This window comes from Arthrobacter tecti (assembly GCF_054511355.1).
Map to the genome: position 1 here is coordinate 32,012 of NZ_JBTNCT010000005.1, position 20,310 is coordinate 52,321.

General features: G+C 64.3%; 22 protein-coding genes. 10 read left to right on the forward strand and 12 right to left on the reverse strand.

Annotation, left to right across the window (positions count from 1 at the left end; genetic code table 11):
- Positions 1-44: 44 nt before the first annotated feature.
- Both ACX80C_RS07970 and ACX80C_RS07975 read right to left on the reverse strand, forming a co-directional pair.
- Complete coding sequence (locus ACX80C_RS07970) at positions 45-536, reverse strand: DUF6326 family protein (protein ID WP_459325927.1); 492 nt, start codon at positions 534-536, stop codon at positions 45-47.
- Between the two features lie 96 nt (positions 537-632).
- Positions 633-1,673, reverse strand: coding sequence for an NAD(P)-dependent alcohol dehydrogenase (locus ACX80C_RS07975; protein ID WP_459325928.1), 1,041 nt, complete (start codon positions 1,671-1,673; stop codon positions 633-635).
- Between the two features lie 123 nt (positions 1,674-1,796).
- On the opposite strand from ACX80C_RS07975, the gene ACX80C_RS07980 reads away from it, so the two are divergent.
- Positions 1,797-2,471, forward strand: coding sequence for a TetR/AcrR family transcriptional regulator (locus ACX80C_RS07980; RefSeq protein ID WP_459325929.1), 675 nt, complete (start codon positions 1,797-1,799; stop codon positions 2,469-2,471).
- Between the two features lie 19 nt (positions 2,472-2,490).
- On the opposite strand, the gene ACX80C_RS07985 is transcribed toward ACX80C_RS07980, so the two are convergent.
- Entirely contained in the window at positions 2,491-3,219 is a 729-nt protein-coding gene (locus ACX80C_RS07985) for a class I SAM-dependent methyltransferase (protein ID WP_459325930.1), read from the reverse strand.
- A gap of 102 nt (positions 3,220-3,321) precedes the next feature.
- Positions 3,322-4,218: an alpha/beta hydrolase family protein gene (locus tag ACX80C_RS07990; RefSeq protein ID WP_459325931.1), complete on the reverse strand. Its 897-nt coding sequence runs from the start codon at positions 4,216-4,218 to the stop codon at positions 3,322-3,324.
- A gap of 163 nt (positions 4,219-4,381) precedes the next feature.
- Between ACX80C_RS07990 and ACX80C_RS07995 the strand changes: the two genes are divergently transcribed.
- From ACX80C_RS07995 to ACX80C_RS08010, 4 genes are all read left to right on the forward strand, one after another.
- Positions 4,382-4,759, forward strand: coding sequence for a YciI family protein (locus ACX80C_RS07995; protein WP_459325932.1), 378 nt, complete (start codon positions 4,382-4,384; stop codon positions 4,757-4,759).
- 59 nt (positions 4,760-4,818) lie between these two features.
- Positions 4,819-5,394 (forward strand): dihydrofolate reductase family protein, encoded by a 576-nt coding sequence (locus tag ACX80C_RS08000; protein ID WP_459325933.1) that lies wholly within the window; start codon positions 4,819-4,821, stop codon positions 5,392-5,394.
- A 39-nt stretch (positions 5,395-5,433) separates the two neighbouring features.
- Positions 5,434-6,024: a dihydrofolate reductase family protein gene (locus tag ACX80C_RS08005; RefSeq protein WP_459325934.1), complete on the forward strand. Its 591-nt coding sequence runs from the start codon at positions 5,434-5,436 to the stop codon at positions 6,022-6,024.
- Positions 6,025-6,129: 105 nt separating this feature from the next.
- The gene (locus tag ACX80C_RS08010; RefSeq protein WP_167994966.1) at positions 6,130-6,363 is read left to right on the forward strand and encodes a ribbon-helix-helix domain-containing protein; all 234 of its coding nucleotides are present in this window, start codon (positions 6,130-6,132) and stop codon (positions 6,361-6,363) included.
- Between the two features lie 74 nt (positions 6,364-6,437).
- On the opposite strand, the gene ACX80C_RS08015 is transcribed toward ACX80C_RS08010, so the two are convergent.
- The 6 genes from ACX80C_RS08015 to ACX80C_RS08040 all read right to left on the reverse strand — a co-directional run bounded on the left by ACX80C_RS08015 (position 6,438) and on the right by ACX80C_RS08040 (position 13,142).
- Positions 6,438-7,625 carry an epoxide hydrolase family protein gene (locus ACX80C_RS08015; RefSeq protein WP_459325935.1) on the reverse strand — a complete coding sequence of 396 codons (1,188 nt, stop codon included), beginning with the start codon at positions 7,623-7,625 and terminating at the stop codon, positions 6,438-6,440.
- Positions 7,626-7,701: 76 nt separating this feature from the next.
- On the reverse strand, positions 7,702-9,102 hold the full coding sequence (locus ACX80C_RS08020) for a hypothetical protein (RefSeq protein ID WP_459325936.1): 1,401 nt from the start codon (positions 9,100-9,102) through the stop codon (positions 7,702-7,704).
- Positions 9,103-9,173: 71 nt separating this feature from the next.
- A complete protein-coding gene (locus tag ACX80C_RS08025) occupies positions 9,174-10,244 on the reverse strand; it encodes an ABC transporter ATP-binding protein (RefSeq protein ID WP_459325937.1) in 1,071 nt (356 codons plus the stop codon).
- Positions 10,241-11,062, reverse strand: a complete 822-nt coding sequence (locus tag ACX80C_RS08030; RefSeq protein WP_459326102.1) for an ABC transporter permease — start codon at positions 11,060-11,062, stop codon at positions 10,241-10,243. The genes ACX80C_RS08025 and ACX80C_RS08030 overlap by 4 nt, the downstream gene beginning before the upstream one ends.
- Positions 11,062-11,895 (reverse strand): ABC transporter permease, encoded by an 834-nt coding sequence (locus tag ACX80C_RS08035; RefSeq protein WP_459325938.1) that lies wholly within the window; start codon positions 11,893-11,895, stop codon positions 11,062-11,064. Before ACX80C_RS08035 ends, ACX80C_RS08030 begins: the two co-directional genes overlap by 1 nt.
- Positions 11,895-13,142 carry an ABC transporter substrate-binding protein gene (locus ACX80C_RS08040; protein WP_459325939.1) on the reverse strand — a complete coding sequence of 416 codons (1,248 nt, stop codon included), beginning with the start codon at positions 13,140-13,142 and terminating at the stop codon, positions 11,895-11,897. Before ACX80C_RS08040 ends, ACX80C_RS08035 begins: the two co-directional genes overlap by 1 nt.
- 74 nt (positions 13,143-13,216) lie before the next feature.
- Between ACX80C_RS08040 and ACX80C_RS08045 the strand changes: the two genes are divergently transcribed.
- Positions 13,217-13,906 carry a TVP38/TMEM64 family protein gene (locus tag ACX80C_RS08045; protein ID WP_459325940.1) on the forward strand — a complete coding sequence of 230 codons (690 nt, stop codon included), beginning with the start codon at positions 13,217-13,219 and terminating at the stop codon, positions 13,904-13,906.
- Positions 13,899-14,531 carry a CDP-alcohol phosphatidyltransferase family protein gene (locus ACX80C_RS08050; protein WP_459325941.1) on the forward strand — a complete coding sequence of 211 codons (633 nt, stop codon included), beginning with the start codon at positions 13,899-13,901 and terminating at the stop codon, positions 14,529-14,531. The genes ACX80C_RS08045 and ACX80C_RS08050 overlap by 8 nt, the downstream gene beginning before the upstream one ends.
- A gap of 2 nt (positions 14,532-14,533) precedes the next feature.
- Here ACX80C_RS08050 and ACX80C_RS08055 read toward each other — a convergent pair whose 3' ends face one another.
- On the reverse strand, positions 14,534-15,931 hold the full coding sequence (locus tag ACX80C_RS08055) for a dihydrolipoyl dehydrogenase family protein (protein WP_459325942.1): 1,398 nt from the start codon (positions 15,929-15,931) through the stop codon (positions 14,534-14,536).
- A 137-nt stretch (positions 15,932-16,068) separates the two neighbouring features.
- Between ACX80C_RS08055 and ACX80C_RS08060 the strand changes: the two genes are divergently transcribed.
- From ACX80C_RS08060 to ACX80C_RS08070, 3 genes are all read left to right on the forward strand, one after another.
- Positions 16,069-16,734 (forward strand): class I SAM-dependent methyltransferase, encoded by a 666-nt coding sequence (locus ACX80C_RS08060; RefSeq protein WP_459325943.1) that lies wholly within the window; start codon positions 16,069-16,071, stop codon positions 16,732-16,734.
- On the forward strand, positions 16,721-17,410 hold the full coding sequence (locus ACX80C_RS08065) for a haloacid dehalogenase type II (protein ID WP_459325944.1): 690 nt from the start codon (positions 16,721-16,723) through the stop codon (positions 17,408-17,410). Before ACX80C_RS08060 ends, ACX80C_RS08065 begins: the two co-directional genes overlap by 14 nt.
- 214 nt (positions 17,411-17,624) lie before the next feature.
- Complete coding sequence (locus ACX80C_RS08070) at positions 17,625-18,944, forward strand: MFS transporter (RefSeq protein WP_459326103.1); 1,320 nt, start codon at positions 17,625-17,627, stop codon at positions 18,942-18,944.
- Between the two features lie 6 nt (positions 18,945-18,950).
- Here the strand turns inward: ACX80C_RS08070 and ACX80C_RS08075 are convergent, their stop codons facing one another.
- Positions 18,951-20,150 (reverse strand): pyridoxal phosphate-dependent aminotransferase, encoded by a 1,200-nt coding sequence (locus ACX80C_RS08075; RefSeq protein ID WP_459325945.1) that lies wholly within the window; start codon positions 20,148-20,150, stop codon positions 18,951-18,953.
- Between the last annotated feature and the right edge of the window lie 160 nt (positions 20,151-20,310).

Below are 20,310 nucleotides of genomic sequence, written 5' to 3' on the forward strand. Positions count from 1 at the left end.
ACCGGCAAGTCAGGCCCCGAGAAGGACGCGGACTACTTATGGGTTCACGCTTGCTGCTGGGCGCGATCAGCCTCACGACTGCTCCACATGGTTGCCGGCGACGTGGTGCGGGGCCAGGTCCAGGCGGAGCGCAGGATGAAGGCCATGATCACCAGTTGGACGCCGATGGTGAGGGCGTAGTAGAAGGCATAGTCCCAGGTCGACCCAGCCGCGTTGAACACCAGCAAGGGGGTGTACAGCGATGCCACGATGAGGTTCGTGATGCGGTTCACCCGCGCGGGCAGCGTGGTGGAGAGCAGGATCATCGAGCCCGGGATCAGGATGATCACGAAGAAGATGGACATCAATCCCCCGTTGATGTCGAACGCAAAGATGAAGCCACGTCGGATGTCGTCGATCTCGCCGGGCTGGTAGAGGTGAAAGTAATCGATGTAGAGGATGAGGAAGGCAAGGGTGCCCCAGGCCGCCGCGAGCTTGGCCTGCACAGGAATCGGCGGGGTGTCGAGAAGTTTTGGGGTGTTCGTTCGGATGGTCATCGGTTTTCTTTCGAGGGGAAGCGGTCCGTCCGCCGGAATGGCGGCAGGTCTGGGGTACATACGCAGGGGTTGGGACGTTCTCGCTGGTGAAGGTAGTCAGACGGTGATCACGACCTTCCCTCGGGTGTGGCCGTCCCCGACGTAGCGGAGGGCATCGGCTGCTTCGTCGAGTGGGTAGGTACGATCGATGACGGGCGTGACCTGCCCGGTCGCAAGCAGGTCGGCCAGGGTGAGCAAATCCTTACGCTTCCCGATCGATGTGAAGGGCCTCAGCCGCTGGTGTGTAAACCCGGACAGCACCCGCGATTTGACGATCCGACCGAGGGGGCCGACCCAGCGGCCGCCTCGTCCGCTGTTGGGGATGAGAGTGCCGGTGGGCATCAGCGCTCGGCGGACAGCCGCCAGATTCTGGGCTTCCACGTTGTCGAGGATGACGTCGTAGCGCTTCCCGGTCTCGGTGAAGTCGGTCCTCGTGTAGTCAACGACGTGGTCGGCACCGAGGGAGCGGACCAAGTCGACGTTGCCGGTGCTACACACACCCGTCACCTCGGCGCCAAACGACTTGGCGATCTGTACGGCGAAGGAGCCCACACCGCCCGACGCGCCGGTGACCAGCACCGTCTGGCCCGCTCGGACCTTCGCGATGTCGCGCAACGCCTGCAACGCCGTCATGGCCGACGTGGGCACCGCTGCCGCGTCCACGACCGACAGGTTGCTAGGCAAGGGAACGAGGTTTCCCGCCGGGACGCAGGCGTACTCCGCGAGCGCTCCAGCGGTGCTCCAACCGAACACCTCCTCGCCAGCGCGGAGACCGGTGACATCCTTCCCGACCGCTGCCACAACGCCGGCGAGGTCCATGCCGGGGATGCCGTGGCGCGGCCTGCGGAGCCCGAATGCCAGGCGCACCATGTACGGCTTACCGGTCATGACGAAGTAGTCGCCGGGATGTACCGAGGCTGCGCCCACCTGGACGAGCACATCGCCCCGACCGGGCAGTGGTAGCCCGACCTGGGACACCTCGACGACGGAAGGCGGGCCGTAGCGGTGCTGGACGGCGGCCCGCATCGTCTCAGCCCCGACCGGACTCGCCTCTGGCATCGGGCGTGCACCGGCATTCGATTGCTTTTCGATTTCCACAGAAGCCTCCTCGCCTCCGAGACGCGATAATCGCTGTCTCGTACACCGTACGCGTACGCTGTACGTCATACTGTGAGCGTACGCTGTACGATTGTCAAGCAGTGCGAGAAAGCGAGGAGACAAATGTCCGTAAGGAAACAACGCCAGGTCGCGTCCGACGCGGGGCTGAGCAAGCAGCGGGTGGTGGTCGAGGCGGTCAGGCTCGCCGACCGCGAGGGAGTCGACGGGCTGAGCATGCGCCGGCTGGCTGGCACGCTCGGCGCGGGCGCGATGTCGCTCTACCACTACGTGGCGAGCAAGGAGGAGCTGTTGGACGCCATGATCGACATCGTGTTCGAGGAGATCGAGCTCCCACCCGAAGACACCGATTGGCAGTCGGCGATGCGACAGCGGGCGGTATCCGCCCGAGAGGTTCTCGCACGCCACCCGTGGGCGATTGGCCTGATGGAGTCGCGGACATCGCCGGGGCCAGCGAACCTCCGCCACCACGAAGCGGTCACCGCCTGCCTGCGGAGGGCCGGCTTCCCGGTCTTGATGGCGACGCACGCCAACTGGTTACTCGACAGCCTTGTCTACGGCTACGCCCTGCAGGAAGCCAGTCTGCCGTTCGACACCGCCGATGAGTTCGCGGACATGGGCGAGGACGTCTACCTGCCCCAGCTTCCTCCCGACAAGTTCCCCTTTCTCAGCGAGTCCGCCGCGGCGCTCGTGGCTGCCGGCTACGATCCGGCGCAGGAGTTCATGTTCGGCCTCGACCTAGTCCTGGCCGCCCTCGAATCCCTGAGAGCCTCCGCATAGCGACGCTCACGCACCGTCGCTAGGCTCTGTGAGCGGTAACCACAAGAGCGCCGACGCCTCGCCCCGCTGGCTCGCCTTCGAAACCTCCGAATACGTCATCTACGACCAATCCGGCCTCGCTGAGCATGGTGCGCAGCTGCTCTTCTGAACGAAAGCGGAGGGTGCCGCATCCAACATTCTCAGTGCCATCAACACCGACTTCGTGCGCGCAGAAATCAACCAGGCCGTTCGCCTCGTCAACCTGGGTGGTCTGGTACCAGTGCTGGCTTTGCCCTTCGTGAAGTTGGACAGTCTTGTGGCTACGCTCTTTTGTCCATGCTTCCCAGCCCCGTGCCATCGGGTCACGGCTGTCGAAAGCCAGTCGGCCGCCCGGGACAAGATGGCCTGCGATATCGGCGAAAGACCGAGCCAACGCCGCGTCGTCGAGAATTTCCTGCGCAACGTTCGCGCTCATAATTGCAGTGTCGAACTCGTGGTCCGGTGGAATCACCGTCGAATCACCCTCGATCCATTCCACACGTCCGGCCTCCGGCTTGGCCCGCGCCGCTTCCAGTCTTTTCCCATTAGGGTCCACACCCGTAACCTTGCAGCCTGCCAGCGCGACCGCAAGAGTCACGCGTCCAGTGCCGCAACCCAGGTCGAGCACCCGGGAAGCAGGGACCGCTGTAGCGAACTGCAGGAAGAACTCGTCATCAGCGCCCCAGGTGTTGACGGCGTCGTACAAATCGGAGGCATGAGAGTCAGTCATCAAGACACAGTATCCAAAGTCCGCGCTGACGTGACTGGCTCTCCCTGTCTCGTACGTTTACTGCGCGAACTGCTGCTTCCAGGCACCGCGGGCGGGCCGCGATCAGGAATGGTTCTCGATGAACGCCAGAAGAGCCTCGAGGTAGCCGGGGGCGAGGTCACCGCTGGGGCGGCGTTGAATCCGGTGATTACCTCCCGGGATGACGCTTGTCCGCAGCAGCGAGGCGGGCACTGACCGGCGGAGGATGCTGATGCTCTGCTCGACCGGCACCCCGTGGTCTTCGGAACCGAAGATGGCGAGGAGCGGTACGTCGAAGCTGCGGAGACGTACCGCGGGGTCGTAATCACCCATCGACGCCGCGAGGTCCCAGTGCGCTTGATCGCCCGGTATGAAGACGCCTGCGTTTTGCAGGAGGTTCACGGAATCTCTATGAGCAGCGGCCCAAGCCTCGAAGGAGGCGAAGGAGTAGCCGTTCGACAGTTGCGCCATGAGCTGTGTGTAGAGCTCAACACTCTCGGTGACCTCTTCGTCATTTAGCCCGCGCGCGGTCAGCGCATTTCTGGCGGCAAAGAGTTCCTGCTGGTTCGGTGACACTGCCGGTCCGGAACTGGTGATCGCGAAGTCCGCTCCGCTCCGACTGGCGGCTTCCAGGACCACCCAGCCACCCTGACTGTGACCGAAGACGCCGGACGGCACGGTGGGAATGAACTCGCGCACCGTCTGCAGGCAAGCACAAAGGTCATCACCTTGCAGTTCGATCCCCGCCTGACGCCAGTCTCCCTCCGAGCCGCCCACACCGCGCTTGTCGAAGGAGGCGACGGCGATATTCGCTTCCAGGAGCGCCGTCCTGATCGGAGGGAAGAACGAGTCATTGTTGCGATCGGAGGGCCCGGATCCGGGATGCATGAGCAGCAAGGACCGCGGCTGAGGTGGAATGTGCAGGGTTCCAGCCAACCGGTTCCCGTCCGAGTAAGCAGTGACATCTATCGCGTCCGCCATGGTCCGTCCCCCATCACCTGTGAATCATCAAAAGTGCCGCTCATTCGAACACCCTCGTCCTTCTCATTGTCTTACGGCCAGACGGCGTCGTCCCCACCGATGAGTTTCGTGAAGCACCTCCGTCTAACTGGTACTGAACGAAAAACCTACGAAAGGATCTGTCATGACCCGCTATTTCCTGACCATGCCCCATGATTCGGCAACCGAGCCGACGATGGCTTCCATGCAGGAGTTCGACCCAGCTGAGCTCGCCGCCGTCATGGCCGCGGTCGAGGAGTTCAACACAGCCCTGAAAGACTCCGGTTCCCTCATCTACGCTGGTGGGCTCAACCCGCCCTCCACCGCGAAGACGGTCGATGCCACCGCGGGCAAGACCCGGGTGCTCGACGAACCCTTTGTCGAAGCGGAATCCTACGTTGGCGGCTTTTGGTTGATCGAAGCGGCCGACGACGACGCCGCAGTCGGTTGGGCGGCCAAGGCATCATCAGCGGTACAGAGCCGCATCGAAGTACGTGCCCTGCAGGAAGTACCAGAGAATTAGCATTTCAACCTGAAGTTGCGTTGCAAGCGGGAATTACAGCAGAAGAAAGAGAGCAGGAAATGGCCAGAGAACTGGTGTGGACGGGATTCATGTCGCTGGATGGCGTAGTGGACTCACCGGGAGGGGTCGCTGAGGGCCATCGCGGCGGAGGATGGGTCTTCAGCACCGACTTCATCCCCGAAGCGTTCGCTCTCAAGGGCGAAGAACTGACGGAGACGACGGCGCTCATGTTCGGCCGCCGCAGTTACGAAGCGTTCGCCCCGATCTGGCCAGGCTCCGAGGATCACGCAGCGTACAAGGACCTTCCCAAGTACGTTGTCTCCACCACGCTCGATGAAGAGGCGATCGTCGACGACTGGGGACCGATCGAAATCCTGCGATCAGTCGATGACATTTCGGCACTCAAACAGACCGAAGGCGGCTCGATCTTCATCCACGGCAGCGCGGAACTGGCACGCACACTGTCCGACGCCAATCTCATCGACCGCTACAACGTCCTCGTGTTCCCGGTACTTCTCGGCGCAGGGAAGAGCCTCTTCAGCGCCGAGGACAAGGACCGGCAACAGCTGCGCCTGCGCGAATCCGAGGCCTATGCGAACGGCGTCGTCAAAGCGATTTACGACGTCGTTCACTAAAGCCGCCAACAACAGTCGCCCCCCGAAGGAGCACACGCCATGACCGCCACGTACACCTGGGATGTCTTTTCAACACTGGACGGCTACGGGTCCTACAATCTAAGCCCCGAAGGGGTCGACTGGGGCGGCTACTGGTCGAAACAGGGCCCAGAGCTTCTGGAGTGGCGGGCCGGGCTCTTTGCCGACCCGCAGCGGATGGTTTACGGCGCGACGACCTTCCGCGAAGTGGCAGGAATCTTCGCCGCGGGGGTCGACCCAAACACGCTCGACGAGTGGAACGCGCGCCTGTACAAGATGCCTGCAACGGTTGTGTCGTCCACATTGGATGACACTCTCGGATGGCCTGACGCGACGATCGAGAACGGCGACGCCGCGCAGATCATCCGCCAGCTTAAGGAAACCTCGGATGTGCCGCTCCGGTCGCAAGCCAGCCTGTCGCTGAATTGGTCGCTCCTCGCGGCCGGCCTTGTAGACCGGATCGAAGTCTCCGTGTTTCCCGTCATCAGCGGAAAAACCGGCATTAGCCCGATCTACGCCGGCCTGGGTGACTACGATCTTGAGCTTCTGGACAGCCGCACGCTTGACGGACGCACTTTGGCGTTGACCTACCAGCCAACCCGGCGCATGTAAGCCTGGGGCCGAGCATTTCGGCCATCGACGTCGACACCCTTCGAGCCGACCCAACGTCAGACGCTTCCTCTACCGCCCAGACTATTTTCGTTATACGATTTTTTCATGGTCACCGATGAGCAGATCCAGAAGTGGGCAGACGAGGCCGAATCTGGTTATGACGTAGAGGAATTGAAGCGTCGTGGACGCGGTCGCCCCGGTCGCGGCGCTGAACCGATGCAGGTCGTCGCAGTGCGGCTCACCGCCGAGGAAATTGCAGCACTGGACAAGCTGGCCGAGCGAGAGCACCTGTCACGCTCGGAGGCGATTCGCCGCGCACTGGCTGACTTTGCGGCGTGAGGGTCCACGCGAGTGCACTCAAGCACGGCGTATCGCCTGAGGATGCAGTCCAGGCAGACAAACGCGGGCGCCGCTCAGGGCTTGGCGAGGGTGCCGAAGAATGCCCGTACGTCCTCGATGAGTAGGTCGGGTTCTTCGAGTGCTGCGAAATGCCCGCCGTGCTCGACGTCGGTCCATCGTGTGACGGTGTTTTCCCGCTCGACGTAGCTGCGGATCGCGATGTCATGGGCGAAGTTGATGACAGCCGTCGGCACGGTTGTTCTCTCTTTCGGTGTACCCCAGCCGCTTCCTTGCGCATACACGGTCAGGGCAGCCGATCCGGCTGTGCGGGTGAACCAGTAAAGGGAGACATTTGCGAGCAGCAGGTCACGGTCAAGAATTTGCAGGACGTCCTGTTCCACCGGCCACGTCCACGCCTGGAACTTGTCCATGATCCACGCCAGCTGCGCGATCGGGCTATCGGTGAGCACCGTGCCGATCAACCCCGGCCGCGTCGACTGGATGGAGATGTAGCCGAATTGCTGCCACATGAACGCCTCGATGTCCTTGATCGCCTGCCTCTCACGATCGGTCAGGGCAGCCGCTTCGTCCTCACTCAGGGGAAGCTCGGGCATGGGGCCCGTGGTCCCATTGACGTGGACACCGATCACCCTCTCCGGAGCCCGACGGGCGATCTCCGGCGCTATACCTGCCCCGAAGTCGCCGCCCTGGACCCCGAACTGCTCGTAGCCAAGCCTGCTCATCAACTCCGCATACGCCTCGGCAATCCGGGAGTCGTCCCAGCCGCCATCGGCCAACGGACTGGAAAACGCGAACCCCGGAGCGGACGGCACCACGATGTGAAACGCTGGGCCGCCAGGGGCACCATGTTGCTCAGGTGCGGTCAGCGGCCCGATCAAGTCAACGAACTCCAGGAAAGATCCCGGCCACCCGTGCGCTAAAAGCAGGGGAACGGCGTCGTCGTGCTCTGAACGGACATGAACGAAGTGCAGGGTCTGACCATCAACCGTGGTGGTGAACTGGGGAATGTCATTGAGCCGTTGCTCATACGCTTGCCAATCGAACCCGTCGCGCCAATAGTCCGCCAACGCCGCCAACCAGTCCTGCGGAACACCTCGGTCCCACTCCGACGAAGCACCCCACTCGTTGGCTGCTTGCGGCAACGGATCCGGGAGGCGGGCCGCGGTAAGACGACGGCGGAGATCGTCGATCTCGCCCTGCGGGATGTTGATGGTAAACGGGACAATCTCTGAAGTAGTCATGCCCTTACGCTGCCATGTAAAGCGGACAGGAACGGTCCTGAATGCAACTCAAATGACCGGCAAAGGCGGCGCCCGCTCAGCTTCTCACCCGCAACGGCAACAGTCGCCGCAATTCAACGTTGGCCACAGGGTCCAACACCGAATGCTGAGCACACGCCGGTACCAGCTGCCCGGTTTCCGGATGGCTCATCGTGTACATGCAGGCCCCCAACCGTTCCTGGGTTTCGCGCACCGTGGGATCATCACTGATCTTCCCCTGCTGCATGAGTTTCCAGGCCGGCGCCACAACCTCGGCATCCATGAAGTTGTGCACCACAAAGGACCTCACCCCGAGGGACTTGCTCCGCCACGCCCGCCACAGTGCCTCAACCCCGCCTGCCCGGCGCACCATGCGCCGCCCCACTCCTGCCAGGACTCGAAGGTCGGCGGGGTGTCGCAGCACTGCCCGCAAGATCTTCGCCGCGAGAACGGGTTTGGCCTGACCACCGAGAACCATCCCGCCGTGATGCGCCAGCAGGGTGTCCCGCGCGGAGGTATCGGCCGGATCCCCCGGATCAATCAGCACAGTGAATCGGCCGCCTGCAGACAGGCCGGCTGTATAGCGGTTGCACCGGGGATCCCCGAACTGGGTGCCCTGCCACGGAAGTTCCTGGCCGGCGCCTTCCTCGATCTTCGTCCAGACGTCATCAATCCCGACGGCGGTGAAATCCTCCTTCCAGCGGCGGTCATCGCCGATGAAGGCAGCCGGCTGGAACGAAAGCATGTTGTACGGCATTGCGAGCACTGCCCGGGTAACCTCCGCCACTTCATGAAGGTTCGACGGCGTCACCGTCATGTTGTGTGCCAGATACGAGGCGACACCGTATTCCCGCCGCAGGTCGGCGAACATCTGCGCGAACTCCAGCCGGAACGGATCCAGTTCAGCTTCGCTACGTGGCCGGACTGCGCCGCGCCTGCCCCGCATCAATGAGTCAAAATGTGCTGCGAATGAAACCCTGTCGAAGCGGGGACTACCATCAGGGCCGAGGACAACGGCCAGGAGGTACTCGTAGTCGAAGTCCCCGTGCGTCATCGACATTGGTTCGCGGCCGTTGGCGCGCATCGCCTCCAGTGCCGCAGCGTGATCCTCAGGCGAAAGGAGACTCACCTCGCCCCCAATGAGCTGCGCATGGGCCCGAGGTCCGCGCACCCTTTTGAGGTACTCCATCTGCCGCTGCACTTCACGAACGGTATGGTCCCCATCTATCCGCACCTGGTTGGCGTCAGCAGAGTGATAACACGGAGTGCAGGTGAGGTTGCATTTGGGGAAGACACCGTGGGTTCCCTCACACCCGATCGCGGAGCGGCCAAGCAACTGGTTCTGGGTCTTCACGTGGTCAGGCAGGGCAGACCAACGCGCGTCCAGTGCAGCACGGGATTCAGGATGAATAGGACGGGTTGCAAGCTCAAGCTGCCTCAGGACTTCCACAATCGGCATCGCTGTCCTCCTCATCGGGAACTTGCGGCAGTACACGTCACAGCCGGACTCGCTTGCGGCGACTCTACGCCCTATCGGTTGACCACCCAACCCGGGCCGTCAGGCAGGCACACCCCTACCGGGTCGCCCACTCGCAGCTCCGTCAGTCCCGCCATTTCGACGGCGATGCGCGCGCCGCCGTCGACACTCGCGCCGTCGCCGTCGTCGTCGTCGTCGCCGTGAATCCGCACCGTTACCAGCGCGTGCGCGCCCAGAGGCTTGACCGCGGAAACCACGCCGTCAACAGCGCTGGCCCCCGCTCTGGTAAGCCGAACCGCTTCCTGCCGCACCACCAGTGTTGCCGGTCCGTCCGCAGCACCTGGCTGGACCTGCACCCGGCCCAGAACGGAGGTGTGAACGCCGTCAGCGACAACGCCGGACACCTCGTTGAGCCCACCCATAATGCGGTTCACCGCACGGATCGCCGGTCGGTAATGCAGCTCAGAAACAGGCCCGTGCTGCAGGATGGTGCCCTCGTCCAGGACTGCGATGGTGTCTGCCAGGACCGACGCTTCCCGCCGGTCGTGGGTAACCAGCACGATCGTTGGCTCCAGCTGGGAGCGGATGCGGTCCAGCAGCTCATACATGTCGTCTTTGAGGCGTGAATCCAGTGAACTGAACGGTTCATCCAACAGCAGGATGCGCGGGTTAGCTGCCAGAGCGCGTGCCAGCGATACCCGCTGCTCCTGGCCGCCCGACAACTGCCCGGGCATCCGCCGCGCGTAATCACCCAGCTGGACGAGTTCAAGGAATTCCTTCGCCTGTGCGCGGGCGTACCGTCTTGAAACACCGCTCATGCGCGCGGAGAACGCAACGTTATCCACCACACTCAAGTGCGGGAACAGCAACGGTTTCTGGAAGACAAGGGCAATCCCGCGAAGCTCGGCGGGCACGCCACCGACGTCCGTCCCGTCCACCAGGACAGTACCGCGCGACGGCGAATCCAGGCCCGACGCAATGCGCAGCAGGGTCGACTTGCCGCTACCCGACGCCCCGAGGAGCGCAACACAGGAACTGGCCGGGACGGACAGCGAAATGTCCCTCAGTACCTCTGACCCGCCGAATGACCGGCCGACGCGCTCGAACGTGAGAGTGGAACTCACCGGCCCCTCCTCAGGCCGGGGACGGTCAGCAGCGCGAGGAGCGCCAGGGGCGGAAGGATCATGGCCAGCGAAAGCGCCGCCGTAAGTTGCTCATTGCCCGTGGCCGACGCCGCAGAGCCCAGCACGAGTGGGAGCGTCACCACCTGCCCACCTCCTACCAGCAGTGTTGCGATGTAGTCGCTCCAACCGACCAGGAACGCGAGGAACGCGGCGCGGGCGGTCGCACGGGACAACAACGGCAACCGCACCCTGACGACGATACGCCGAGCGGGGGTGCCCAAAGTGCGGGCAACCTCTTCGAATCGCTCGTCGTAGGACGCGAGCGCGGCACGGAACATGCAGACCGTATAGGGCAGCGCGGTGATGGTCAGGACGACGACGACGGCGGGGAATGCAGGCACGCGCGCTCCGAGTAACAACACATTCGATCCCATGACAAGGGCGAACGGTGGAATCGCCAATGGCACCAGAAGGACGGCTTCGGTGATCCGCGCGAGGCCGTTGGGAAGCTGCCGGACAGCAAAGGCGGCCATCGCACCCACTGCTGTGGCAGGGACAGCGACGCAGATCCCCAAGGCAGCGGACGCTGCGGCAGCCGAAAGCACGGAGGGCGCCAGCAGCGCGCTGAACCCGTCAGGTGAGAACGATTCGGGAAGGATGTCCGGTGCACGCCACGCTCCAGCGACGGACCACAGGGCCAACGGAACCAGGGGCAGCAGGATCCAGGCGAAAAGCAGCGCCCCGAAGACGCGGCGCAGGGGCATACCGACGCCGATACCGGATCGCCCCGGAGCTCCTGCGGGTTGGACTACCTGCATCAGCGCCACCCCCTCATTCTGCGCAGCGCCAGCACTCCCCCGGCGATCGCAATTCCTTCAACGATCACCGACACCAATGCCGTGGCCATTGCCTCCGGCCGTGCGGTCAGGTCGATTGAGCCGAACAACCGCACCGCACGCACCGGCAGCGGCTCGGGCGCAACGGGACCCAGCAACCACGGCGCCTCGTAGGAACCCAGCGTGTAGACAAAGACAACGAGCGCGGAAACGGCGAGCGCCGGCAGCGCGAGCGGCAACAGGACGTGCAGTGTCCGCTGGCGCCCGGAGGCGCCGAGCGTGGCGGCGGCATCGCAGAGCTCACCCGCGGAGCGGGCAATGCTGCCCAGGAGGATGAGCGCCACGAAGGCTGATTCCTTCCAGCCGAACTCGAGGATCACCGCGCCCCACCAGCTCCCGCCCACCAGTTCCGGGAACGTCCCGGGGACGCCGAACAGGCGGGAGAGGAAACCGGCGTCGGACAGCAGTAGGCCCATCGCACCCGAGGCGACCAGGTGCGGGACCGGCACCGACGCTGCGCTCAGCCCTGCAAGTAGCCGACCGCTGATCCCTGAGCGCAGTACGTACGCGGCGATGAGGAAGCCGACGACGACGGCCAGTCCCGTGGACGCCGCCGCAATGTACACGGAAAGTCCGGTGGCCTGCAGCAGCTCTCCGTCCGCGTCCCACGCCGTGGTGGTGAAGTCAGGTTCCCCGATGAACGGCAGCAGGCCAACACTTTGGAGGAGCGCGGCGATCAGCGACCCGCCGACCACCAGCACAACGGGCAGAACAGCCGGTGCGGCAAGCAGGAGGGCCCGCGAGCGGCCGGCCATTACCCACCGGCGACGAAGCGCCGCCACGCATCATCAAGTTCGGGCACCCACGCTGAACCCAGCTCAGCGTGCGAATTCCGGGAGAGCACCTCATACGGCGGAACCACAGGGGATTCCGGAAGCTCGCTGAACAGCGTGGCCTGCTCGCCGTCCAAGCGTCCGACGTCGAGCACGGTGAATTGTCCCCATACTTCGGGGTCCGCTTTCGCCGCTTGCTGTTCGGGTGAGAGCGCCAGGTTGGCGACGGCCATCGCGCCGGCTGCATCTGCGGCGTTGGCGGGAACGGCGAGGAAACTTGCGTTGCCCACGCTGCCCTCCTTGAGGGGAAGAATCTCGGTCGAAGGCGGAAGCGCTCCCGAGTCCACCAGGTTGGTCAACGTCGCCGGACCGTAGGTCATCCCAAAGTCCACCTCGCCGTTCGCAAACAGCTCGTTTAGCGCCTGCTCGTCGCGCGGGTACGTGGCGCCCTGACGCCATAGCGCGGGCTCGAGTGCTTCGAGGGTTTTCAGCGCCTTCGGTGCGTGCTTGTCGAAGGCGTCCTCACTGTAGGCAAGTGGAACCTCGTCCGGCCCGCCCGCCTCGGAGATCAGCACTTCGCGCAGGAAGACGCTTCCGGTGAAGTCCGGTGGTGCAGGGTAGGTGAACCGCCCCGGGTTCGCTTCAGCCCACTCAAGCAACCCGTCCAGGCTGCCGGGCGGTTCGGCGACGGTGTCCGAGTTGTAGAAGTAAGTGAACTGGGCTTTGTGCCAGGGTGCCTCGCAGCCGTCAACGGGAGTGCCGAAGTCGTTCAGGAGCAGCGGGTCCTCCGGATCCGTATAGGCCATGTTGGGAAGCATCCCCGTCCAGTCGCAGCGCCATGCGTCCGCCTGTTGACCGGTGCTGAAGCCGGCACCGTTGACCCACACCAGATCCACGGATCCGTCTTCGCGCCCGGCCTGCTGTTCGCTGAGCATCCGGTTCACGGCGTCGGCGGTGTCCGCGACCGGCACCCTGCGCAGCGTGACACCGAGTTCCTCGGCGGCTGCCGGCGCCAGGATCTCGTCCACGTAGGCGTTGCCCTGCTCATCCCCGCCGAACATCCACAGATCAACGGTCTGGCCGTCCGCGGCGTCCAGCACCTCGTCGAAACTGGCGTACTCTTCGCCGGGTCCTGCTGCCGGCGTCCCGCAGGAGGACAACGCCAGGGCCGAGACGAAGGTGAGCGGGACGAACCTGCGGCGGCATCGGCGGAGGTGAATGGACTGCATGGGTTCCTTCGGGGAGTCAGGCTGCTTCACGTATGCTCGAGGCGAGTTCAGCGAGAATGGGTGCGGGTTGACGGATGGCAGGTGCAGTGGCGGAGGACGGCGATCAGCGCGAACGCTTCCCTGCTGTCCTGAGGCGGGCTGGTCTTCTCTTGGCATTCGTTGCGGTTATGACTGTGGTTGTCCTTCTGCTGCCGATTCCTCCGGTTGAGGAGATCCGGACGCTGGTCGAACGCGCGGATTGGTGGGGTCCCGTGGGCTTCATCCTCGCCTATGCCGTGCTGACCCTCGCGCCGGTCCCGAAGAACATCCTGTCCATCGCCGCCGGTGTGCTGTTCGGCTTCGGTGCGGGGATTGTGATCGTGTACGTCGCCGCAATGCTGGGAGCTGCCGCGGCGTTCTGGCTGGGCCGGCGTCTGGGACGGGAGGCGGTTGAGCGTTTCACCGGAACCCGGGTGGCCCGGGTCGATGACGTGCTGCGGCGCCGCGGCTTCCTTGCCGTGGTTGGAGTGCGGCTGGTGCCGGTCCTGCCGTTCACCGCCATCAACTATTCCGCCGGTCTCACCTCTGTGGGCTGGCGGCCCTATTTCCTGGGCACCGCCGTCGGAATTTTGCCCGGGACCATCAGCTTCCTCGCGCTGGGCGCCTACGGGTTCGAACTGGGCTGGCAGGCCCAGGTGGCGGCAGCCGGGCTCGGCATCCTGACCGTCGCGGGTGCTGTGTACGCCATCCGTTTGCGTAGGAAGAGCGGGGAAACCAATGTTTGACGCCCGGTTGCGGCCCATCATGGCGCCTGCGCTCAACTTCGCCGCCGCACGGTTGGACGTACCCTGGATCACCCCCAACCGTCTGACCACACTGAACCTGATACTGGGCCTGGCCAGCGCTGCTCTGGCAGCGGGCCAGCTCTGGGTTCCGGCGTTGATCGCGTGGCTTCTGTGCCGCCTTGCCGACGGCCTCGACGGCCCACTGGCGCGGCTGCGGGCATCACGTAGCAATGCCACGAACGACGACGTCGGCCAGGGCGGGTTCTGGGACATTTCAGCAGACTTCATTGTGTACGGGGCCACGGTGGTCGGCGTGGCAGTGGGCACGACTTCCGGGTTCAACACCGATCTGCTGCCATTTCTGCTGGTGCTCTTTGCGTACTACATCAACGGCAGCGTCTTCCTCGCGTTTTCCTCCATCGCGGAACGCAGCGGCAGGCAACTCGACGACGGCCGCTCCCTCTCCTTCCTGGGCGGACTCGCAGAAGGTGCGGAGACCGTCGTCGTACATAGCCTTTGGCTGATACTCCCGGCGTTTGCCGGGCAGATCGCTCTGGTGTGGGCGGTGCTGGTATCGATCAGCGCCGGCCAGCGCGTTGTCGCCGGCTTCCGCGCCCTGCGCTGAGGTCACGGGCGCCCGCTCCGCACGCGGGCGACGGCGCTGAGTAACCGTACCGCCACCCTGGCAAGCGGGGAGTCCAGGCCCGACCGGGCGTGCGCGATCGCAGCGTTCCACACGGCGTCGTTATACGTGGGGTAAGGGTGGGTGACGCCGGCGAGCGCTCGGGTGCTCATGCCCTGCTCCACCGCGAGGGTCAACTCTGCAAGTGATTCACCGGCGCGCGGGCCAACTATAGTCCCGCCCAGGATGCGGCCGCGTTTGCCGATCACCAGTTGCGCGAAGCCTGTTGTCAGGTTTTCGGTAATTGCACGGTCGGTGTGCGCCAGGTCAACGGTGGAGAGGGTTCCGGCGCTTGTAGCTTCGGTGAGGCCGACGGCGGCAATTTCGGGTGAGGTGTAGGTGACGCGGGGCACGATGCTGCTCACGGATCGGTGCAATCCCAGGACTGCGTTCGAAGCAGCGGTGCTCGCATGCACCCCGGCAAGGTGCGTGAACTTGGGATGCTGGGTGACGTCACCTGCCGCCCAGATGCGTTTGTTCGAGGTACGCATAGCGCCGTCCACCACAACCTGCCCGACGTCGTCGCACTCCACCCCTGCCTCTTCCAGGCCCAGCCCTTCGGTTCGCGCGGTGCGCCCGGCCGCGATGAGGATGACGTCGGCGTCGAACGTCCTGCCGCGGGAGGTCAGGACCCTCGCGCTCCCGGCGGCGGCGCCCTCCACCGACTTGGCTGATTCATTCTCCGCCACCGTCACGCCGTCGGCCTGCAGGGCTTCCCGGAGCAGCGCTGCCGCCGTTCGGGACTCCTTCGGGAGAATGCCGGACCGGGCCAGGATGGTGACCTGCGCTCCGAGCCGCGCGAACGCCTGGCTCAGTTCGCAGCCGATCGGGCCGCCCCCGACGACGACGAGCCGCCCGGGCAGCTCCGTCAAGTCCCAGACATCCTCAGAAGTCACCACCTGTGCGTTGCCCAGCCCGGGAATCGGCGGGACCGTCGGGTAACTTCCTGTGCCGATCAACGCCTGCCGGAACCGGATCCGCCGTCCGTCAAGGTCCACTTCATCGTTGCCCATGAACCGAGCGTTTCCACTGAGAACCTCGACGCCGGCCGCGCGTAGGGATTCCGGGGAATCGTCAGGTTCGATGGCTCGGATCGACGCGGCGATCCGTTCGCGCACGCTATGGAAGTCAGCCTCGCGCCCGGACGCACGGCGGTCGATGACAGCGTCCTTCGCCGCCGACAGGAGTGTTTTCGAGGGAACGCAGCCGGTCCACAGGCAGTCCCCGCCGGTGCGGTCCCTCTCCACCAACAAGGTCCGGGCTCCCAGACTGGCCGCCGTTTTGGACCCGACGATTCCGGCAGTGCCCCCACCCAGGACGAGGAAATCCACTGACTTGTCCATGCGCTATGCCTTTCGTCGAAATGTAGGTCAGGCAACACCTAGCCTACGGTCACCCCGAGCGGCGCTGCAGTCTGCAATCCAGGACACGCTCCGACGCCGTAGGCTTTCATTTCCACTGCTTTCGTAATCGACGGAGGGTGACCGGCATCGAGAAGTACTCGACCTTTGCACCGCTGTATGACCTGCTCTCAGCGGAGCAACCGGTATACCGTGCGGGCCGCCGTCTTGGCGTTGATCAGCTGAACCTGTCCCCCGGAGAGCAGGTTCTGGATCTCGGGTGCGGCACCGGCCTGAACTTCCCGCTGCTTCAGAAGCGCATCGGCGCTGCCGGGACCGTAGTGGGGATCGATCGGAGCGCCGAGATGCTTCGACAGGCACGACGCCGGGCGGAGCGGAAGGGCTGGCGAAACGTCATCCTCATTCAGGCCGATGCAACCGCGATGACGCCGGCCGCTATCGCAGACGCCGTGGCAGCTGCGGGCGGGCGCGGGTTGTGCGACGCCGGTATAGCGACCTACGCACTGTCCCTGATGCCACGCTGGGAAGATGCGTGGTCCAACATGCGGGACCTCACGAAGGTCAGCGGGAGGTTGAGCGTGGTGGACATGCAGACGCCGACGGGTACATACGCCCTACTCACACCGCTGGCTCGGCTTGCGTGCAAGCTGGGTGGTGCGGATATCGACGCCCACCCCTGGACCGCCGTCGAACGGGACTGCACCAACGTTTCCCGTTCTTCTGCGCGCGGCGGACATCTCCAGGTCAGGACAGGAACAACAAGGAGAGAAAATGGTCAGCGCTAAACCGTCAGTGATCGTGTTCGACGTCAATGAAACGCTCTCGGACATGTCGCCCCTCGGGAAGCGGTTCGTTGACCTGGGCTTACCGGCGCCCGTGGCCAAACTGTGGTTCGCTTCGGTGCTGCGCGATGGCTTTGCGCTCACTGCTGCCGGCACCAGCCGCAGCTTCGCCGACATCGCAGCCGAGAATCTACGCGGCCTCCTCGCGGCAAACGCGGATGACAATCTCGACATCGAAAGCGCCGTGAGTCAGACCCTGCAAGCAATGGGCGCGCTCGATGTTCACCCCGATGTAGCGCCAGGGATTGAGCGGCTGGCCTCGGACAGGTACCGGCTGGTTACGTTGACCAACGGATCGGTGCAGACCTCCGATGAGCTGTTGACCCGCGCCGGAGTCCGCGACCGGTTTGAGAAGCTGCTGTCCGTCGATGACGCGCCGGCGTGGAAGCCGTCGGCTTCCTCCTACTCCTTTGCAGCAGGGGAATGCGGAACGAACCCGGGCGAGATGCTCCTGGTGGCGGTACACCCCTGGGACATCCACGGTGCCGCCCAGGCGGGTCTGCGGACCGCATGGGTCAACCGCGGAGGGGCAGCGTATCCCGGGCACTTCCAAACCCCGGACATCACAATCGCGAGTCTCGAGGAGTTATCTGGGGCGCTGGCAGGGCGTTCGGTCTGAACCCTGTCGCCGGCCCCAGCCCGGAAGTACACTGGGGCGCATGACCCGGCAGGACCCAGCTTCGCGGGGCATTTCCCCGCTCTCAAACAGCAACACAGACATGAACGACGACGACGCTTCCGCGCCAACCGACGGCACCGGCTCACCCGACATCAGCAACGACGAGTCCATCGACCTCTCCCTCCGGAGCCCCGAGGAACGCCACCGAACGTTCATGGGCATCCTGGTAAACACCGGCGTCGCCAACATCACGACCAGTTACCTCTGGTTCGCGCTTACGTTCTGGGCTTACCTTGAGACGCGCAACGTGATCGCGACCGGGGTGATCGGCGGCGCGTACATGCTGCTCATCGCGCTCTCCAGCATCAGCTTCGGCACCTTCGTTGACCGCTACCGCAAGCTCGCCGTCATGCGGTTCTCCGCAGCCTTCACGCTCATCATGTTCGTGCTCGCCGGCGTCGTCTTCCTGCTGCTCCCCGAAGCCACCCTGCTGGACCTGACCCAACCCTGGTTCTGGGTCTTCACGGTGATCATCCTGATCGGCGCCGTGGTCGAGAACCTGCGCAACATCGCCCTCTCCACCACCGTCACCATCCTGATCGAGCCCGACAAACGCGCCAACGCCAACGGACTGGTCGGCATGGTGCAGGGGATCATGTTCATCATCACCTCGGTGCTCTCAGGGTTGTCGGTCGGGCTGATCGGCATGGGATGGACCATCGTCGTCGCGCTCGTTCTGACTGCGCTCGCGTTCGCGCACCTGCTCACGCTCCGCCTGCCGGAGGAAGTGCGGGCGGCCGCCACGGACGCCCACGGCGGCTTCGACCTGCGCGGCTCCTTCGCCGCGGTCATGGCCATCACCGGCCTGTTCGCGCTCATCCTCTTCTCGACGTTCAACAACTTCGTGGGCGGGGTCTACATGGCACTCATGGATCCCTACGGACTCGAGATGTTCCCGGTTGAGCTGTGGGGAACGTTATTCGCGCTCGGTGCCACCGGCTTCATCCTCGGCGGCGCGCTGATCAGCAAGTTCGGTCTCGGGGCCAATCCGCTGCGCACCATGCTGCTCGCCGTCGTCATCATGGGAGTGATCGGCGCGCTCTTCACCATCCGCGAGTGGGCGTGGCTCTACATCCTCGGCATCTGGCTGTACCTGGTGCTGATCCCGTTCATCGAAGCCGCTGAGCAGACAGTGATCCAGCGGGTGGTCCCACTCCCCCGCCAAGGCCGGGTATTCGGCCTAGCGATGGCCTTCGAAGCCGGCGCCGCACCCATCACCGCGTTTCTCATCGCACCGATCGCTGAGCTCTGGATCATCCCCTACGCCCGATCAACCGAAGGCGCCGCCCAACTCGCGCCGCTACTCGGTGAAGGTACCTCACGCGGCATTGCACTGATCTTTCTCGTCGCAGGAATAGTCATCATCGTGGCCGCGCTACTGGCATTCCTGACGCCGGTCTACCGCCGGGTTTCAGAGACCTATGCACGCACAGCGGCATCGGACACCCCGACGACGACGGCGCCCACAGCCTGAGCGGGCTCATACCGTCTCGATCCACTCGCGAAGACGGCCCAGGCCGTCCCGGATATCAGCAACGTCGATGCCCGAATAGGCGAGCCTGATGTACTGCCGGTCCTCGCCGGGCTGGCGGCGACCGAAGTGCTCACGTGTGCAGAAAGAGACTCCGGTCTCGTGCAGGGCTGCGGAGGCGAAATCACTTACCGCCGTATAACCCAGCCTGTGCATCGTCTCGGTGACGTCCGGGAACAGGTAGAACGTTGACTGCGGGACGGCGACGCGCGTGCCGGGGATGCTGTTCACGAGTTCGCATGCAGCATCCCTCCGCTCCCGCAGCGTGTCAAGCATCAGCTGCACGGGTTCCTGGGTGCCACGGAGCGCTTCGATGCCGGCCCATTGCACGTAATGCGTGGTGCAGGACTCATCGTTGGTGTTGAGCGTCCCGAGCACTTCGGCGATCCCGACCGGCGCGGCCGCGCAGCCCAGGCGTGAGCCGGTCATCGCGAACTTCTTGCTGAACGTATAGAGGATCACTGTGCGCTCCAGCATGCCCGGCAGAGACGCGATCGATTGCGAGACACCCTCATAGCGCGTCTCGAAATAGGCTTCATCCGAAAGCACCCAGAGATCGTGTTCCTGGGCCAACAGCGCGATAGCCTCGCGTTCCGCCGTCGTGGACTCGGCCGAGATGGGGTTCTGCAGGTCGTTGTAGATGATCGCGACCGTATTCGGGGTGATGGATGCGCGCACCTGGTCGAGATCGATCGAGAAGCCCTCACTCGTGGGTAGATAACGGTACGGCACGGCCGTGCCGCCGAGATACTCGATCTGCGATTCGTAAATCGGGAACCCGGGATTCGGGTAGAGCACTTCCTGGCCGGGGTTCATGACCGCCTGTAGGAACTTCGTGATCACCGGCTTGCCGCCTGGCATCACGACGACGTTGTCCGGAGAAAGGCTGATGCCGCGACGCGAGCCCAAGTCCTCGGCGAGGGCCTCACGCAGCTGCGGAATGCCCGGACCGGGACAGTAACCCGTTGCGCCGTCGGAGATTGCGCGATTCATGGCTTCGATGATGTGTGGGGCCGTTGGGATGTTGATATCGCCGAGATGGAAGGGGTACACGTGCTTCCCCTGCGCCTTCCATGCGGCGGCTGCCTGAGCCACGCTAAAAGCGGTTTCAGTGCCCAATCGTTCGAGCCGGTGCGCGAGTTGCTGCATGCTGTTCACTCCTCATCAACGTTGATGCCGGTCATTCCTGCGACCAGGATTGCATCTTGGTCTCACTGCAATCTAGATCACATTGGGTTGCCGCCGTGTTTCCTAGGCCTATGCGCGGACGGCGGCTGATACCCGACGTTGACGACGCCCGCGCCTTGAA